The 16,885-nt window shown below is 50.6% G+C and carries 17 protein-coding genes; all 17 read right to left on the reverse strand.

The window, feature by feature from the left end; translation table 11 throughout:
- Nucleotides 1–167: 167 nt before the first annotated feature.
- The 17 genes from DXA54_RS26500 to DXA54_RS26580 all read right to left on the reverse strand — a co-directional run bounded on the left by DXA54_RS26500 (nt 168) and on the right by DXA54_RS26580 (nt 16,858).
- Nucleotides 168–1,376, reverse strand: coding sequence for a putative resistance-associated DNA invertase (locus DXA54_RS26500; RefSeq protein WP_005816149.1), 1,209 nt, complete (start codon nt 1,374–1,376; stop codon nt 168–170).
- 88 nt (nt 1,377–1,464) lie between these two features.
- Entirely contained in the window at nt 1,465–1,962 is a 498-nt protein-coding gene (locus DXA54_RS26505; RefSeq protein WP_005816141.1) for a hypothetical protein, read from the reverse strand.
- 53 nt (nt 1,963–2,015) lie between these two features.
- Entirely contained in the window at nt 2,016–4,205 is a 2,190-nt protein-coding gene (locus DXA54_RS26510; RefSeq protein ID WP_005816140.1) for a type IV secretory system conjugative DNA transfer family protein, read from the reverse strand.
- A gap of 80 nt (nt 4,206–4,285) precedes the next feature.
- A complete protein-coding gene (locus DXA54_RS26515; RefSeq protein ID WP_005816138.1) occupies nt 4,286–5,194 on the reverse strand; it encodes a fimbrillin family protein in 909 nt (302 codons plus the stop codon).
- A gap of 66 nt (nt 5,195–5,260) precedes the next feature.
- Nucleotides 5,261–5,914, reverse strand: coding sequence for a hypothetical protein (locus tag DXA54_RS26520; protein ID WP_005816136.1), 654 nt, complete (start codon nt 5,912–5,914; stop codon nt 5,261–5,263).
- Between the two features lie 8 nt (nt 5,915–5,922).
- The gene (locus DXA54_RS26525; protein ID WP_005816135.1) at nt 5,923–6,468 is read right to left on the reverse strand and encodes a hypothetical protein; all 546 of its coding nucleotides are present in this window, start codon (nt 6,466–6,468) and stop codon (nt 5,923–5,925) included.
- Nucleotides 6,468–7,313 carry a conjugative transposon protein TraN gene (gene traN, locus DXA54_RS26530; protein WP_005816133.1) on the reverse strand — a complete coding sequence of 282 codons (846 nt, stop codon included), beginning with the start codon at nt 7,311–7,313 and terminating at the stop codon, nt 6,468–6,470. The genes DXA54_RS26525 and traN overlap by 1 nt, the downstream gene beginning before the upstream one ends.
- Nucleotides 7,314–7,382: 69 nt before the next feature.
- A complete protein-coding gene (gene traM, locus DXA54_RS26535) occupies nt 7,383–8,525 on the reverse strand; it encodes a conjugative transposon protein TraM (RefSeq protein ID WP_120081083.1) in 1,143 nt (380 codons plus the stop codon).
- The gene (locus tag DXA54_RS26540) at nt 8,509–8,928 is read right to left on the reverse strand and encodes a hypothetical protein (protein WP_120081085.1); all 420 of its coding nucleotides are present in this window, start codon (nt 8,926–8,928) and stop codon (nt 8,509–8,511) included. The genes traM and DXA54_RS26540 overlap by 17 nt, the downstream gene beginning before the upstream one ends.
- 12 nt (nt 8,929–8,940) lie before the next feature.
- The gene (traK, locus tag DXA54_RS26545; protein WP_120081087.1) at nt 8,941–9,555 is read right to left on the reverse strand and encodes a conjugative transposon protein TraK; all 615 of its coding nucleotides are present in this window, start codon (nt 9,553–9,555) and stop codon (nt 8,941–8,943) included.
- 58 nt (nt 9,556–9,613) lie between these two features.
- Nucleotides 9,614–10,744 carry a hypothetical protein gene (locus DXA54_RS26550; protein WP_120081089.1) on the reverse strand — a complete coding sequence of 377 codons (1,131 nt, stop codon included), beginning with the start codon at nt 10,742–10,744 and terminating at the stop codon, nt 9,614–9,616.
- Complete coding sequence (locus DXA54_RS26555; RefSeq protein ID WP_005816121.1) at nt 10,744–11,145, reverse strand: hypothetical protein; 402 nt, start codon at nt 11,143–11,145, stop codon at nt 10,744–10,746. Before DXA54_RS26555 ends, DXA54_RS26550 begins: the two co-directional genes overlap by 1 nt.
- Nucleotides 11,146–11,160: 15 nt before the next feature.
- Nucleotides 11,161–11,991, reverse strand: a complete 831-nt coding sequence (locus DXA54_RS26560) for a phage antirepressor (RefSeq protein ID WP_005816120.1) — start codon at nt 11,989–11,991, stop codon at nt 11,161–11,163.
- A gap of 43 nt (nt 11,992–12,034) precedes the next feature.
- A complete protein-coding gene (locus DXA54_RS26565; protein WP_120081095.1) occupies nt 12,035–12,799 on the reverse strand; it encodes a DUF5045 domain-containing protein in 765 nt (254 codons plus the stop codon).
- 27 nt (nt 12,800–12,826) lie between these two features.
- A complete protein-coding gene (locus tag DXA54_RS26570; protein ID WP_120081091.1) occupies nt 12,827–13,552 on the reverse strand; it encodes a hypothetical protein in 726 nt (241 codons plus the stop codon).
- Nucleotides 13,553–13,566: 14 nt separating this feature from the next.
- Nucleotides 13,567–16,107, reverse strand: a complete 2,541-nt coding sequence (locus DXA54_RS26575; RefSeq protein WP_207903523.1) for a hypothetical protein — start codon at nt 16,105–16,107, stop codon at nt 13,567–13,569.
- 220 nt (nt 16,108–16,327) lie between these two features.
- The gene (locus tag DXA54_RS26580) at nt 16,328–16,858 is read right to left on the reverse strand and encodes a conjugal transfer protein (RefSeq protein ID WP_117722843.1); all 531 of its coding nucleotides are present in this window, start codon (nt 16,856–16,858) and stop codon (nt 16,328–16,330) included.
- Nucleotides 16,859–16,885 lie beyond the last annotated feature (27 nt).

A 16,885-nucleotide genomic window follows, 5' to 3' on the forward strand; every position in this document is an offset into this window, starting at 1 on the left:
TAAAATGATACCTCAATATCAACTGTTTAGCAAAACGATATTTCTCTTAAAGAGAGAAACACCTTTTTGCTCAACAATCCCCGACTTTTTTATTATAGTTGCGGTATCACACCGCAATACAATAGTTATAAATATTGAAATAAAGGTGCAGTGAGACGCTGCACCTCCTAAAGAGAATTGATGATGAGATTGTTGGCGTTGTCAACGACAGAGGTGTCCAATGAGGAGAGGTATATCTGTGTGGTTTTCTCGGAGTCATGCCCCAATGCCTCGCTGATAGTAGATACGGGCACGTTCTTGCTCTTGGCTATGCTTGCCCAGGAGTGGCGGGCTACGTAGGTGGTCAGGGGTACGGACAGGCCTATCATTTCTCCGATTTTCTTCAACTGCTTGGTGATACGGCTATAGGCATTCTTGTACTGTCTCCAGAATATGGCTCCCTCTCCTTTTGCTATAGGGAGCAGGTAGGGAGAATCATCTGTTTTGTACTTCGCCACTATCTCCTGCATGGCAGGTTCCCATTTGATGTGCAACTGTTGTGAGGTCTTCTGACGGCGGTAAATGAGCGTACTGCCATGCAGATTGCTTGGTGTAAGTTGTGCCATATCGATGAACGACATCCCACGGGTATAGAAACTGAACAGGAACATATCCCTTGCAAGCTCCAAACGGGGGTTCAGACTCAAGTCCAGCTCTTTCAGTTGCTTGATGATTTCCAAGGGGAGTGCCCGCTTGACGGTCTTGTCGATGCCGGTATATACATGCTTGAACGGTGAGGAAGAGATGACCAGTCCGTCATCTACGGCATGATTGTAGATGGTGCGCAGGTTGCGGATGTAGAAAGAGGTGGTGTTGCGGCACAGTCCGCTGTCTTTCAGCCACTGTTCATAGCCTTGTATCGTTGTCCCATCGACTTCCTCCAATGGCACATCGCCTCCTTTCAGGTAACGCTGGAGGCTGTTGAGGGTGGTTTTGTACCTTGCTACCATCCGCTTCTTGCCGATGCGTCTCAGTTTTTCGTTCAACTCCAGCGTATAGCCGATAATGCCATGTAATTCTTTTCCCTCATGGAAGTTGTCAACGACGGTGTCTGCTGTATATGACTGCCCTTCCTTGTCCAACCGTGCAATGACCAACAGCAGTTTCTTCCTGTCAGCATCCAATGTATCTTTCAAGGAAAGAAGATAGGCTTGACGTTGTGGAGTGACGGAAGTTGGCAAAATGATGTTTGAATGGTCCGCATCCCACTCTGAGGAATAGATTCTGTACTCTGTATGGATCTGACGTGCCACACGATTGTGTATCACCTGATAATACAGGCGACCCTCTTTCTCTTGAACAGATGATGTTCTGAACTTTAATTTGATGGATGCCATAATGCTCTGACTTTAACATTGAAATTGCAATTATTACCTTTATATATAATATAAGTGACAGACAAACAGGTATAGGAGGGATGGTGCCTCACCGCTCGGCATACAACAGCTGATATTCCACCCACCTCCGTTTCCTAATGGATGCCACTGCTTTTCCCCTCCATTTGCAATAGCTCAGATAGAGTGGCAGGATGTCCCTGTCGCCACGTTCCAATCGGGTGAGCAGGGACGCTTTCGGGTATCGTCCATTGCCTAACAACTTGGCTGGTCCAATCTGGTACGAGAGGGTGGCAAGCAGATAAGCATCCCTGCCATAACGGGCATATAGGCGCAGGTGCCGGAGGAGGTCTGTCCGTAACAGCAAATCTGCACGCTGACGTGTCAGTGTTTTCGGGAAACGCTCTCCCTTCTGTAGCTGGTGACCATAGCCCACATAGCCCGGTGTGGTCTTTGGGTCGTGCCAACCCTCGAAGTGTTTGGTAATGGCTACCATCCGTTCAAACAGTGCCCTGTCAATGGTTTGGCTTTGACAGGGCACGCTACAGATGGCCAACATGCTCAATAGTACGATGATGTATCTTCTCATTACATTATTTTATATAGGAGGTGCGATGTCTCACCGCACTCTAATCAATATCACTACATCATAGTGCGGAACTGCTGAATCTCTTTAATCATGGCTTTCACGTCCTCCCCAACCTGAACGAAGTTCTTGTAGAGGATGCGCTCTCGCTCTTCTTTCGACTTGAACTTATAGAACTTAGGGAGAGGGACATACTCCGATTCCTCCTTCTTTATTTCCGTCATATCGAAGTCGGTCTTGCAGTAGAACTTGGATGTCTTGAACTCCTCGCTCTCCTGGATGTTCATGCTTCCGTTCATCCCGGTCTTGGTGACTACGAAGTCACGGGCGGTCTGTCCACATATCCAACCTGTGGGCATATCGGAGATTTTGCTTGCAGGCACCAGGCTGTCCATATTCTCATTGAGGTTGATGGAGGTCTTGTCACGGTCGATGGTCACGCCCTTTTTGAGTTGCACTACTTTACCGAAGATGTCACTCGACAGCCATTCGAGGGTTTCCTTGGCTCTTGCCGAACCGCTCACCACATTGCCCACGGTGGTGATGATTTTCTGCATACCCACCTTGCCATAATCGGCTTCCAACTGCGGAAGTTCCTGAAAGCCAAGTGCCACGCTCACCTTGTTGCTTCGGGCTGTGCCTATCAGTCGGTCTATCTTGTGGAAATACAAGGTCGGCAACTCATCGACGATGATGCTGACAGGAACGTTCTTGCCCTGTCCTGTATTCACCCTCGTTACAAGGCGGTTGAGAATCAAGGCATTCAGTGCACCGATGATGCTCTCCATCTCGGGGTCGTTGGCAATGAGCAGATAACTTGGATTCTTCGGGTCACTGACCTTCAGGTCGAAGTCATCGCCGTCCTTGTGGAATATCCAGTAAGATTCCTTGGTGGCGAGACGGGAGGTATAGACACGTAGCGTGCCAATCATACCTTCCAACTGCTCCATGGCTTTGTTGGCAAAGGCAGTCTGGAACGGGCCAAGCAAGGGGGCTACCTCGTTGTCGGTCTGAAGTACCTCGAAGATGGTCTGATAACTCTCATTGAGGAACGATAGGATATGTGGCATGTCGCTGTACTTGCCCAACCAATAAGCGGGCTGCACCTCCGCGCCCGAATGGTCGAACACCCGTCCTGTGGGTATCAGCCTTTTCGTCTTTGGGTCTTCACGCCGCTCGGCAATCAGCATCTTTCCGTCCTTGTCGTAGGGCTCCTTGCCGTAGTTGCAGAAGAAATAGATGCAGGCGGCAAGGAAGTTGACGGCAGAGGTCTGGAAGAACTGGTCGCTGCCACCGCCGCCTTCCTTCTTGCCTTTTTGCAGGGATTCAAGCAGGGTCTCGGCGGTCTCGCTCGCTGCGGCAAGGTTGTTGATGTACTTCAACTGGATGGGGTTCACACGGCGCGAATACTCCACATCCACAAAGTTGATGATGTTGAACTTCATGCCATGGGGCATCTTGCTGTCCTTGGCATTCTTGTTCTTCAAGTAATGATAGTAGAGTTTGGTGGCGAGAGTGGGAAACTTATAGTCGTACACCACCATGGCAAAGCCCTTCTCGCTGTGCTGCCTGATAAACGGCTCGATGATGGAGAAGGTCTTACCAGAACCAGGAGTACCCACAACCCATGTGCCACGGAACGGATTGACGATGTTCACCCATCCCTTGCGGAACTTGCCCTTGTAATAATAGCGCATAGGGATGTTCACGCTGTACTTGTTCTCCTGCAACTCCCTGCATTGCTCAAAGCTCTCATTCTCGAAGTTGAAGCGGTCTTTCAGCAGCCCTTCCTTCAGGAACTTAGAGATATTGTCGAGGGCGATATGCACCAATACGACACCGACGATGGAAGTGAGCATATAGAGCCAAGTGTTCAAACGGAGGGTATAGAAACAGGGCATTATCGAATGACCGAACAGCCATACGGACTGCACAATCAGCAGCACTCCCGACAGCAGCGGATAGAGCACCTGCCTGCGAGCGTCAAACTCCAGATGCTTCTTGTTGCGCGTTCCCACACAGGTGATACATATCAGCAGGAACGTAGCCACCTTGCTATACACGAGGTTGCCGTCATGGTAAATCATCCACCGCTTGATGCGAGTGTGGATATCCGTCACTACGCCGCCCAAGAAGTCCAACTGCTCCGGCTCCAGTGCGTAGGCGAAGAACTCCATCAGGATGGAGACATAAATCACCGCCCTGAATATCTTGTAAAAACCCTGTAACTCTTTGCTTTCTTCCATTTACTTTACGATGATGTTGGGTGATAATGAGAAAAGATGAAGGATGCCACGGTGGACACCCTCCAATCCTCTTATGAGTTTTATTCGTAGCCGTTGATGGTCTTCTCAGACTCTACTGTCCACGGAGAAATAGTTGCAGATATGACCTCCAAGGTGTTGCGTACAGGCTTCAATGAATAGCTGTAGGAATGACCCGCTTTCCACGTGTCGTTTGTGAGGAATACGAAGTTCTCCCCATTGCTGAGTTGCAATGTCATGTCTGGCATAACCTGTGCAGGAACATAAAGCGTATATTCCATGTGGTCACTTTGTGGGTCGCCGAAATAATAGGTCGTCACCGACTCGTCACTGCATTCTACCTTTCCGGTCTTGATGTTGAAAGTACCGCTGTCAAAATAACCGACGAACGTGAGTAGGCTTCCTGCAAAATCATTGGTGGTGAAACCGTATTCTGGTGAGGTATAGACCTTGATGATGACACGCACCATCTGATGGGTGAAGTTCAATGTAAGGCTCGGATTGGCGTATGATGCCGCTCCACTGGCAAACAGAAAATCATTGACCTTCTGCTCACTCTGTACAGCTGCCTCCGGCACTTGGAACTCTATGAGGTCGTTGGTAGGATTTGCCGTATAGGGATAGTAGGCATTGAAGGTGTGAGTGTCTGTGTCCGTGAAAAACACCTTGTTGGCTGACACAAACTGATTCGTGCCGCCGCTTCGGGTGAACTTCATATTGTTGATCATCCCTGTGGAAGAGATGCCAATCATATCATTGAGTTCCCACTGGTTGTCAACGGCTCGTGTGGAAACGGCAGGTTGCAGCATCTCCAGATTGGTGAATACCTGAAGCTGCTTGGTTGATGTGCTGTCGGTCACGACCACAGAACCTCCGCCACCGGGCAGGTAAATCTCATTGACGATGTCTTGGTCACAGGACGTGAGGAGCATGGCTCCAAGTCCCAACATTAGAAACAAATTCTTTTTCATGCTTTTTCTTTTTTAATTGTTGTACTTTGATGATGATACGGGTGATACTCGATGTCTGTATATGGGCTAATCCATAATCGTGATGATGGGTCTCGCCTTATGCGGCTGCCACTTGGGAGTCTCCTGTATGGCACCGCTTCCCAGTGAGTAAAGCCATGCCTTGGCGGTCGCTTGTCCTTCTACCTCCGTTGAAGTCCAATACCAACAGTCATCATCCTCATCGGGGATAGGTGTGCCGCCGCATTTCAGGATGTATGGGTTGATGATGTCCTTGGCATGATAGAGCAGACGCATCTGTGCCACACTGGGGATATAGGCACTTTGCCCGTAACGCCACATGTCGAAGACACGCTCAGCCAAAGGCGACTTCACATCGGTCGTGCCATAAAGGGCAAAAGTGTTCTTGTTGCCGTCGTAGGCGGTGAGGTCACAGGATGTGTCCTGTTCCACACCGATACTGTCAGCAAAGGCTTCGGGAGCGATGTCCCACAGATAGACGGCATATCCGTTTCCCTCCATTTCTTCCCTCTGATTGACGTTGAACACCACTGCAATGGCTTGCTTGCACGATTGCTCGTAGGTTTCGTAGGGCATCACCTTGCCGTCAGTGGTCAAGATATGGGTGACCTTCATGGCTGTGTCGGGAAAGTCCTGATGCTCGTCACAGGCAGTCAGCAACACCGTTGCCGCAACTGCCAAGATTGAAAACAGTTTCTTCATACGCATAGTCATTTTACAGGAAGTTTCACACCCAGGACAATACCCGTTCTGAACAGGTCTTCACCCTTGATCATCACATCGGTCTTCACCTGCCAGAAGAGCTTCCAGCCGTGTCTGAGTGTATAGTTTTGCTCATAGCCGAGGTGGATGCCACCCAAGAACCTGTCAGTATCGCTACCTGCCGATGCTCCTATGCGCATGTTGCCATGGTGGTTGCGTCCTCTTGCCACACAGGGCTTATAGGCAAAGCCGAAACCATAACTGCGGTAGTTGTTCCAAAAACTCTCAGGACAGACATGACCGCACGATGCGCACTCGTTCCACTTGATATATCCGTTTGCAAAATACTCCCACGCATTGTGGTACTTCGTCTCATACTCGTAGGACAGCGTCACGTCCAGTCCTCGCTCATACAGGCATCCGAACCCCAAGGATATGCGGTCGCTATTCTGCTGCGCCATTGCCGGAGTCATGCTTGCCATAAAACAGATGACAACGAGTAAGGTATGCACAAGCCAATTCCTCACTCCTAATTCCTCATTCCTAATTCTCATTATTCCTCCTCCAACAGTATATGGTTAAACGAATCGGCAGACAGCACATCCTCATAGTCGATGCTGAGCGAGATGGTGCGTCCACTTATCTGTTTTTCCGACAGCTCGATGGTCAGCACCTTGTCGTTGGGGAAGGTCATCTTCTTCACCACAATCACGTTGCGATAGCCATACTTGAAGGTCTTCGCATCGTCCAACACAAGAGATGGGGTCAGTTCCACTATCTGCGCATTGGTAGCCTTGCTCTGCTTCTTGTCCGATAGTTTGATGCGCATCTCGTCGATGTCGAAGCGGATGTTGGTCTTGTTCTCCACGGAGAAGTCGATGAAGAAATATTCGCCCACGCTGTAGATGTTGTTCAGGCGCATTACCATGCGGTGCATCTTCGTCGCCACGTTGCGGTATTTGGCAGACGATGACCATATCTGACGTGCATACTTGGTCATGTCGGCAGTGGACAGGCTTACAGCGGGATTGTTGTAGGCATTGCGCTCCGAGCATTCTATTTCCTTATCGGTTACTGCCTCCTGCATCCTCGTGGTATAGAGCAGTGCATACTGCGTGCGGTAGCGTTCCGTCACGATTGTCACTATCGCCAACACCTCACCGTCGGCATACACGTTGTCCTTCGGCTTCAGGCGGATGGTGTTGTTGATGGGTTGGTCGCCCACCACCTTGTCTGTGGATATATCGACAAAGCGGATGGGTTCGGAGGCGGTGATGACGGTGGTCACTTGGTCGTTGACCGTCAGCTGCTCCATCTCCATGTAGGTGGTCTGCGCCTTGGCTGAAAGCACGCTCAGCGAAAGCAATGCACAGACATTCATTTTCTGAAAACAATTCATATTAGTTGATTTTTTGATGTTTATACTCTATGAGCCACCGTTCCCGACAATTCCGTTGTCGGGCAGTGTCTATTTCCTTTTCTCTTTCCCATTTACAAGGTAAACAAACGTCCCATACTTCAGCTTCACTTTGTTCTTCTTGATAGCCTTGCTGATGGCATTGCTTGTCTTCTGGTAGGCATTGGTCACGGCTTGCATTCCCCATTGCGAGAAACTGTTGTTCGCTCCACTCTGGTCGATGTTCATGTTGCTCTGCATAGCACCGCTCGCCACATCTTTCGTGGTCTCACGGAACTGGCTGCCGGGGACATACAGTCCCTCCAGTCCGTCCGTGTCATAAAGCGAAAGCGAAACCTTTATCAGCTCGTCATCCACAAGGATGGAGTTGATGCTACCCTTCACTCGCTGCGAACCGAAACCGCTCATGGTGGCATAGAGGTACGACCCTTTCTTCACCACGGTCTCACCAATCTCAATATCGTCCAACAGTCTCAGCCGCACCCTCGACCCGTCCGTAGCCTTCACGTCCTCGTCAATGATGGCCTTGATGAGCTTTGGCTCATGCTCGTTCTGCGTCAGGGTGTTGAAATAGTCCGAAGTCACCTTCACCTTCTTCACCACCTCCTGTGCCTTGTCCTCCTCGTCCAGTGCCTTCACCGCCTTGCTGTCCTCGGCAATCTGACCTTTCACCTCAATCTGCTCCTTGGGAGGCCCAGCCTGTGTGGTATCCTGGGCCACGGGGGCAACTGCCGCCTGTCCTCTCAGCCTCGCTTCGGCGAGTGCCTTGTTGAGTGCTTCGAGTGCTTCCGCTTCTCGCGCCTTGGCATCGGCCACTTCGGCTGCATCGTCCTTCTCTTCTGCCTGACGGACGAGTTCCGCAAGGTCTTCTTCTGTGTACTTGGATTCATACGTTTCTTTCTCTTCTTCGTTGTCACGCTCAATGTTATCCACCGCCGAATAGTCGGCTATGCGACCATACGACTTCGCCATGTTCTCATACTTGCCTCCGATGCCGTCACCGTTCTTGATCTGCGCTCCGGGCAGGTTAGGGTTCAGAAACTCAGTGGTCTGCAGGTTCTTGTCCTGTGTTTCCGCTACCTCCGTATTGAACATGTCAAAGACAAAATAGCCTGTGGCAAGCAACGGGATGTACACGATGGCTGGAAGCATATACTTCGGCTGGCGGAAGTTTATCTTATCTGTTATTCTCATCGCTGTCTGTTTTTGATGTTACTGACTTGTCTTGCTCCTCCTTGTCGGCCCGATGCGTCACGGGAGGAACCGTGCAGTGGGCGGCATCCATCATCTGTTTCATGCGCCCTTCCTGCCGCTTGATGGCACTCTTCGCCTCCGTTCGATGATCGTAGTACCGCACCATCCTATAGATATTGATGCCGAAACAGATGGCGACAAAGCCGAAGACAATGACGAGAAACAGCGTCTTGTGGGCATTGGCGAAGCCTTGCACCTTAGCCGCCACACGGTCTATCCTCGTGTTTTTTGCAAACTTGCGTCCTGCCGCCACCTCCTTCTCATACCGCTCATTGTACTTGGGGTCGTTCTTGTCGGGCATATCCTCGCCCACAAGCATCCGTCTGATTCCTTTTACACTCATACCGCTACGATATTAGAAGTTTGACTTCGACTTCTGCTCAATATCCTTGTTGAGCAGTGTCCTCCAGTTCGTGATGAGCAGTCCGTGAGGATTGTTCTCCGTCCTCGGCACACGCTTCACCTGTCCCGCTGTTACCAACTCGCGCATCAGGATGTTGCTCCTTCGCTCTATCCTCTGCCGACCATAGTAGGTGAACTCCATCTTGTCCTTGTTGAACTTGATGCTGTCACAGAAGATGCTAAACACGGTACTCGTACCCATGATGTTGTTGTAGAAACCTTTCTCCTTCAGCGTGTTGTACTGCGCCAAACCAGTTTCATCGACCAGATACATCGCCTTCTCCATCGAATAGCGGATATACTTGTCATCGGGAGCAAGCGTGAAGAAGTAATGGTGGAACATCTCGATATGGCTCTTTGCCTCCACATCCAGCGTCTCTTCCATCGTGGTGCGGTTCACCAGTATAGGCACGTTGCCGTCCAGCACATACACCTTCTTCTGCGCATCCGTCACCATACAGCGTGCCGTCCAGATGCTCGACACCGAGATGATGATGCAGCCCACGAGAAAGGCTGAGCAGATGATGCCCACCAGCTTGATTTTGTTTTCTAAGTTCTTGATTACCATGATTTATACTTTTTATTGTTTCAATAGGAGGTGCGGTGCCTCACCGCACACTCACTTGTTATCTCATCACTGTCGCCATGGCTCCCGTAGCCGTCATCTTGGCTTGCTGTGCCACACCCTCGCCGAAGTTTCGGGTTGAGAAGGCGGTGTCGCCCTCTGGTATCATCCATGCCGCAAGGTCGGGCACGAGGTTCAGGCATTTCAACGCCACGATGCTCGCTGCCATCAGATAGCCTGCCGAGAAGAACGAGTTTTGCAGATAGGCTGCCATCGTCTGCTCACTGGCGGTGATGGCCGTCAGGTTCTCTACCTGTATGCAGAGCACAATATCAAACAGCAACAGGACGTAGAAACCGACGAAGTAGAGCATGGCTCCGTAGAAATGAACTGTCAAATAACGGGTTAGCCACTTCGCCCACGCTCCTTCCCACTTGGGCAGCAACGAAAATGCCCATTGTATTGGACCGAATATAGTGAGCATTCCGAGCAATATCTGCTGACAGTATATCGTCACCCACCAACCGATGCGGAACACGATCAGGGCTATCAGCATCACTATCTTGTCGATGCCCACCACGGCCCCTGCCGTCAGTGAGGTGAACCACAGTTTGCTGGCATCCTTCTCCATGTTGGTCACTTCGTCCACGCCCGTCTGCTCCATCGTCGCCTCTATCAGGTTGGGGTCTGATGTGCCCTTATGCGCCACGTCTGCCTGTGCCTGGAGGTCAGTGTACATCGAGTCCCTGACATATACCAACTGCTGCACCTCCTCAAACTTGTCGGAAATTTGGGTCGCCTCTGCCTCATAGAGGTCGTGGGTGTAACTGCCGATGCAATTGGGAATATAGGATAGAAAATCCAATACGCACCAGCTGCTGCCGCTGTTGGTCATGCCTGTGTCAGCAGGTGGGTACCACCAACAGAGGATGATGCTCACCACCAAGGGCTTGAACAGTTTCATCACGTCCAACGGTTCGTTCTTCACCATCATCTTGTAGGCCATGCTTGCCGCCACGATGATAGAGAACAGTGCCGCCAATGCCATACACATTTGGAGGATCCACCAGAACGGCCCTTGTGAGCCTGTGAAGGTGGCATCGGTCAGGAACTCGTTGGTCTGGAATATCACATCGTCAATCTCCTCTTCGAGGATGTTGATGCCGAAATCGCTGAGTATGTTGTCTGCCATCAGTGCCTGGTTCTATTGTTGATAATCTCTTTGATAAACTCTATGCCTTTCGGTGTCCATGACAGATAGAAGTGGTAGAAGCAGCGCATCCTGCCTGTGACATATACCGCAATGCCCTTGTCCTGAAGGTCTTCACGCAGTTTCCACATTCCATATTCCTTGGTGATGATGCCTTCCTCTTTGAGGGTCTTCACAATCTTGCCGTAGTAACTTCCGACATATTTGTGAAGCTTTGACATTGAAACTACCTCTAAATCAGATGGCATATAATGCTCATCAACGATGGGTGTCCTGCCGATAACGCTGATTCGCTTCGGCATCCTTGACATCTCCAACTGCCACTTGCCGTTTTTCCTCTTGGCGGCATAGAGACGTAACTGTATTTTTGATATTGATTCCATAGCTATTTCTTTATTTTATGTTCTTTCGATAACAGGAATGACTCCCACGCTCTTCAGTTTCTCATAGAGGAAGCGGCGACCTTTCTGTGTCCATTTGGTGTTCATGCGCACATCCTCCGTACCGTCCTTGTGTTTAATGAGGTAGGTCTCGCTGGTCACATAACCGCAGTCCTTGTAGTCGGCATACAGAATCCACTGCTTGCCACGCTGATACTGGATGTTCATCTCCTTCAGACGTCGGTTGAAGCGGATGGACGACTCGCCATAGTCCTGTGCTATCTGTGTGACCAGGACACTGCTCTTCGTGGCAAGGATGATGTCAAGGTAACTCACCTTGTCCTTCATCTCCGTCACCTCCTGTTGCAGGTCATCCACCTTGGATCCCAACTCAACGATGCGTGTCCTTTGGTGTTCACACTCCTGTTCGACAAGCAGACGCTTTTGTCGTTCTTCCTTCAGATTGACTGCTAACCGTATCAGGAAGTCTGGCTCTGCCAATGCCTTCTCGATGGTCTGCTGTGTCATATAGGCACCATGCTTGCGGATAGAGGGGAGCACCTCCGATGTCACCCACTTGCGGAAACGTTTGGCTTCGGGTTTGCGACTGTCAAGGATGACATCATACAGTCCGTCTTCATTGATAAAGTTTGTAACCTGTTCTCTTCCAAGACTATCCGAGATGGGGTACTTTGAAAGTACATCATCCGAAAGTCGTTGTACCAACTTGCTGGTTTTTAGTCCAAGAACTCTTGCCACATCAGCCAAACAGAACAAGGGTTGCTCTGGTGTTCCTGTGGTTCGGACTGCTCCAAATTCCTCGTTGTTGAAAATCTGAATATCGTTCATATCTCTATGCTGTTTTGTGATTATTTCTTCTCTTCCCTTATTTCTATCTGTTCACACTTTCTTCACCCTCACCGCTGTTGGCATCATCGCCGTCAGTGCCTGTCGAGCTCCTCACGCCCTTCATGTTTTCCTGCCAACGGCTCTTGGCATCGCTGATGATGCTGCCTTTATGTACTACACGGTCGTTGGTGGCTGCCAAGAGGGCGGTAGTCTGGCTTTGGGTGTTGAGCTGCACAAGGTATTTCAGTAGTGTCTCGTTCTGTGTCGTCAGGTCGGCATAGATGCTAAGATACTGCCGCTTTCTCTGTGCATTGGGCATATAGGCATCCTTGGTGGCTTTCACGGCACACTGGTACATATTGTACAGTTCCTCCCACCGACGCTTGTCGTTGATGGTGCCTCCTGTAGGGATGATATGGTCTATGTTCGCCTTCATCTTGTCCAACTGACCGTTGATCTTGCTGCTTTCGGCAAGCCAGGCGAGGTCTATCTGTCGGTCGGCTACGTTCAAGGCTTCCACCTCAGCACGCTTGGTGAGGGCAGAGTCTATCTTCTCCGCATCATCTACTTGGTTGTAGAGGTTGATGCCGGCAAGAGTGCGGAAACCTAACTTGTTCTTCTCTGCCGCTGTCTTCTTATAGTTGTTATGTAACAGCCAATAATAGAACTCAGGGGTGAGAGAACCGCCACCTGTCTCCATCACCGTTATCTGGTTCTGCTTCGATGAGTCGTGGTTGTAGGTTACGCTTTGGGCTGTAGCTGTGATGGTGGCTACAGCCACCATGATGAGTATCATTGTCTTCTTCATATTCATTCTTCTTTTGTTTGCAATCCGTCAATAGTCAAGTTTTCCTGCCACTTTCCATCGGCTGAAGGCATCTTCGAGTATCTCTTCCTTCGTCCGGGTCCGATATATCTTCTCTTTCCAATAGCCCATGCGCAGCTGCACATACCGCCATGTCTGGAAGTATGCTTGGTTCAGATGCTTCTCTATCAGGTCCAACGAGTTGTTGATGTTGTCCAACACCATCAGCAGGTCGGAGGTGGAACAGGCTGCCGCTCCCGTGGCATACAGCACGAGGTCGTTGACGCTATGGTAGAGTTGGCTTCCCTCGTTGTATATGTTGTCGATGGCTTTCTTGTTGATGCTGATGAGCATCGTGTCCGCAAGTTCGATGTGTTTCCGCTTGATGACCTTCTCATTGAAGTCCTCCAACAGGTTCTTGTAGTCACTGATGCGGTCGCTCACCGTCTGGTAGGTGCTCTTTACGTTCAGCACCGTGCGCAATGACTGGTACATCACATCGATGATGTCAAAGGCACGGGTGTATTTGTCCAAATCCACATTCAGTTCCTTGTACTTGCCCACCTCCTCACTGCTGTATTCATGCAGCAGTTGATTGCTGTACTCCAGTGTGCTGCGTGCCAGCAACAGGCTGCGCTGCTTCTTGTGGTCGTTGATGTATGCTTCCACCGACACCGCATCGAATCCCCATTGCGCCAAGGCTGTCTTGGGGAAGAGGGTAATCAGCAGAAGTGTTATGATGATGGTATGTCTCATTCTATATTCCTCCCTTAGTTTTCATTCTCGTTATCTTCACCATCCCCTCTATTGGGGTCGGCATTCTCCCTCCATCGCTCATAGCACTCTTCAATGAGTGTTCTTCTGCGACCTTGGTCTGCGTCTATCGAGGGAAGGATGTCCTTCAGCACGTCGATAATGCTGCGCTTGTAGTGCATCATTTTTTCTAATGATACCAAGTCGGCGTAAATCTTGGTGATACGGCTATCTACTTCACGGGCTATCTCCAGACGGTCGCTCGACCAGAGCAGGTGTATTACATCGTCATTGTCGGCGGTCTGGGTTGCCTCGCTCTTGGCATATTCTGTGGTGATGCTGCACGACGAGAACTCCTGGGCTATCTCCGAGATACGGCTGTTCACCTGCCTCGTCTTCTCCTCGTCAGAGGCATTCGGGTCAAGGGTCAGCACATCCACCACCTGTGTGTCGGTGTATTCCGAGGTCAGCTCCCACGATATTTGCAGTATCGCACGGTGTATCTTGATGCCAAGGAAGTACTTGGGCTTCCTTGCAATGGACAGTGTCGCCTTGAAGGTGATAATGCCGTTGATGTTGGGCATGGTGGCAGTTCGGACGTAGGTGTAGCCGTTCCACGAACCGGCACCTTGCCACGTGAGATTGTAGGCTGACTTCACATCCTGCATGATGGCAGGGATGCGGTAGTAGTCATCGGTGGAGGTGGCATTGTCGTTAGCCGCCTCGCTCTTGGCATTCTGTATGTCTGCCAACTGCTGCTGCCATGTCGCCAATTCCTTCTTCAGGTTGTCTATCTTCGTCTTGTTGACATTATGTTGCTGCCGCAAGGCAGGGGCTTCCTCCACAGAGGCATTGGCTATCTGCGTGAGCAGGTTCCTGTTCTCTGTCTCCAACTGGCTTATCTGCGCCTCCAACAGGGCTATCTTGCTATTCGCCTCACGTTCCTTCTCGTCCAGTTCCGATAGGTCGAGATTATTTTCTGATACGCTTGTCCTCATGGCGCATTCCTTGCTGTGGGCATTGAGCGAACCGCCGCACTCACGGCACTTGTACTGCGTGCTGCCCTGTCCGAGGGTGACACCGTCCGAACAGGTGACGCTGATGGTCACGCTCTCCACGCCCTTCAGTTTGGCGGCATCGGTGGCTTGATAGTAACGGCGTGCGTCACTGCCGATGTAATAGACATAGCCCTCCTCGTTGTCGTTATACTCCGAGAGACGTGCCTGCAACTGACGCTTGAAGGTATTCAAGTCCATGCTGTAGGAGTCGAAGACATCCTCATACACCTCTTCCACGTTGTTCCAGCTCTTGGTAACGTGTATCTCGTAGGCGTAGGCCTTCTTGGTCTGCTTGCCGCCACGGCTGATGATGTACGACGACATCCAATAGTTCATCGTATAGGTGAAGCCGTCGCTCTGGGCGTTGAGCTGCTGCACACGGCTGCGGCTCCATCCGGCATGGTTCTCCGAGTTGGTCAGTATCTGCTCTCGCTGCGTGCTGTTAGGGTAGAAGTTGGGGTCGGAGGTGTTGATACGATACCAATGGTCACCGTTCAGAATACTGTTGTCATCGGTCGGCGGATAGTAGTCACAGAGGCTTACGCTGCCTTGGTCTCGTCGGGCAATGTACCAACGCTGTGTATAGTAGTTGCCCTGCGTCTCGCTCAGATAGTCTGTCATCCACGAGGTGATGTTGTAGTTGGAGAGGTCGAAGAGGGCTGCCACGTTGTCCTCGCCACCCACCAGACTGAGGAGGGTGCTGCCGATGCCGTTCTCTGCCTGTTCATAGAGGTCGTGGTAGTTGTCATAGATGTCGATGATTTTACTCATCTTGCCATTGAAAAGGTCGTTGAAGGCACTCTGCTGCAAGAGTGCGCCTGATGCCCCGTTGATACCTGCCGTCGCCAACGATGCTCCCATATTGTAAAGCGTCTCGATGTCGGCGGTGAGGTTCTCCACGGTGAAGTTGCCGGGCACACTGGCGATGTCATCCAACAGCTGCTGCCAATCTACATTGCCTATCTCCGAGAGTTTGAGGATGGCGGCTATCTCTTGGTTGATTTCCAAGAACTGAATGTCGGCAAAGGTCAAGCTACTGTTGGTCACGACACTCTCAAACTGCATACACAGCGACTTTGTGTCGGCGCATATCTTCATCAGGTAACTGCCCCAGTAGAGGGCGGTCTGCGGACTTTTCAGCATCATTCCTGCCACCGTCCATATCTTGGGCATAATCTTGTTCGCCACCATATTGTGGATGCGGCGGTAATAGTAGTTCTCCGTGCTACTGCTCCAAATGCCGAGGTCGGTGAATGCCTTGCGCTCCAAGAACTTGGCAGCGAAGATGCCGGCAGTGGCAACCTCTGCGGCATTGTAGTGCTTCAAGATTTCGCCCACCTGCTCGTTATAATAGCTCTCTGCCATAGCTCCAGCACCGAATGCGGCAGCCATGGCGGCAACGATCTGCTTGTCGTAGTTCACGCTGTAATACTGCGCATGAACCCTTCCCACGACAAGTGTAAGACACATATATATTATAATAAGGTATAAACGTCTCATTGCTTCACTACTTTACGTTTTTACTACTTTCAGTTTCTACTATTCCACTACTTTACTACTTGTAGTATTTACTATTGGTAGTATTCACTACTAATCGTATTTACTACTAATCGTAAATACTACCCAGCCACCGTTCCCGAAAGTTTTGCTTTCGGGCATCTGGGCTTTACGTCTATTCCGGGATTTCCGTTTCCATCAATCAGCCCCCGTGCTCGCCGTGTCAGCGGCGAGTGGCTCCATCGTCCGTCAAATTGAGCACATGCCCCGCCTCATTGACCTTCTGCGCAAATGCCAACGACTTCCCGATGCCACTGGCATCCCAATCTCTGCAATACCGCTCGATAGCCTCCTGATGTCTGCACTTCAGTTCATGCTTATAGAGTTTCAATGCCTCCTTCTCAGCTCGCTCGGTGGTGTAGGTCATATAGCACTCGTGCGGCTCCTCCACACCATACACTCCGCTCGTCGATCCACGTCGGATAAACACCTCACGGAAGAAACTTCTTCCCTCCTTGTTATCCAAGCGGTTGACAGTGAATATCTTCTTGCAATCCACATCCGTCAATCCTAATATCGCCTTGATCTCGTCGAATCGCTCACGAAATTTGCTTTGGTCGAGCAGCATCACCACGTCGGAGTTGTTGATGATGGCTTCCTTCACGATGGGACTGCCGATGATGTCCTGTATCTCCTGTGTCACTACGCCCACGCTCGCCCAGAACTTTCGGGCTGTCTTGTGTAGGCTAAGCACCCAGCGCCTTATCATATTTCTATGGTA

The sequence above is a fragment of the Bacteroides sp. OF03-11BH genome, from assembly GCF_003604005.1.
Taxonomy (GTDB): domain Bacteria; phylum Bacteroidota; class Bacteroidia; order Bacteroidales; family Bacteroidaceae; genus Bacteroides; species Bacteroides ovatus.

Bases quoted from the DNA above. Each gene is read 5' to 3' on its own strand.
- DXA54_RS26520 (WP_005816136.1), bottom strand. From the start codon at position 5,914: ATGAAGAAACTGTTTTCAATCTTGGCAGTTGCGGCAACGGTGTTGCTG.
- DXA54_RS26525 (WP_005816135.1), bottom strand. From the start codon at position 6,468: ATGAGAATTAGGAATGAGGAATTAGGAGTGAGGAATTGGCTTGTGCAT.
- DXA54_RS26575 (WP_207903523.1), bottom strand. From the start codon at position 16,107: ATGAGACGTTTATACCTTATTATAATATATATGTGTCTTACACTTGTC.
- DXA54_RS26555 (WP_005816121.1), bottom strand. From the start codon at position 11,145: ATGGAATCAATATCAAAAATACAGTTACGTCTCTATGCCGCCAAGAGG.
- traK (WP_120081087.1), bottom strand. From the start codon at position 9,555: ATGGTAATCAAGAACTTAGAAAACAAAATCAAGCTGGTGGGCATCATC.
- DXA54_RS26560 (WP_005816120.1), bottom strand. From the start codon at position 11,991: ATGAACGATATTCAGATTTTCAACAACGAGGAATTTGGAGCAGTCCGA.
- traM (WP_120081083.1), bottom strand. From the start codon at position 8,525: ATGAGAATAACAGATAAGATAAACTTCCGCCAGCCGAAGTATATGCTT.
- DXA54_RS26510 (WP_005816140.1), bottom strand. From the start codon at position 4,205: ATGGAAGAAAGCAAAGAGTTACAGGGTTTTTACAAGATATTCAGGGCG.
- DXA54_RS26550 (WP_120081089.1), bottom strand. From the start codon at position 10,744: ATGGCAGACAACATACTCAGCGATTTCGGCATCAACATCCTCGAAGAG.
- DXA54_RS26565 (WP_120081095.1), bottom strand. From the start codon at position 12,799: ATGAAGAAGACAATGATACTCATCATGGTGGCTGTAGCCACCATCACA.
- DXA54_RS26540 (WP_120081085.1), bottom strand. From the start codon at position 8,928: ATGAGTGTAAAAGGAATCAGACGGATGCTTGTGGGCGAGGATATGCCC.
- DXA54_RS26515 (WP_005816138.1), bottom strand. From the start codon at position 5,194: ATGAAAAAGAATTTGTTTCTAATGTTGGGACTTGGAGCCATGCTCCTC.
- DXA54_RS26505 (WP_005816141.1), bottom strand. From the start codon at position 1,962: ATGAGAAGATACATCATCGTACTATTGAGCATGTTGGCCATCTGTAGC.
- traN (WP_005816133.1), bottom strand. From the start codon at position 7,313: ATGAATTGTTTTCAGAAAATGAATGTCTGTGCATTGCTTTCGCTGAGC.
- DXA54_RS26500 (WP_005816149.1), bottom strand. From the start codon at position 1,376: ATGGCATCCATCAAATTAAAGTTCAGAACATCATCTGTTCAAGAGAAA.
- DXA54_RS26570 (WP_120081091.1), bottom strand. From the start codon at position 13,552: ATGAGACATACCATCATCATAACACTTCTGCTGATTACCCTCTTCCCC.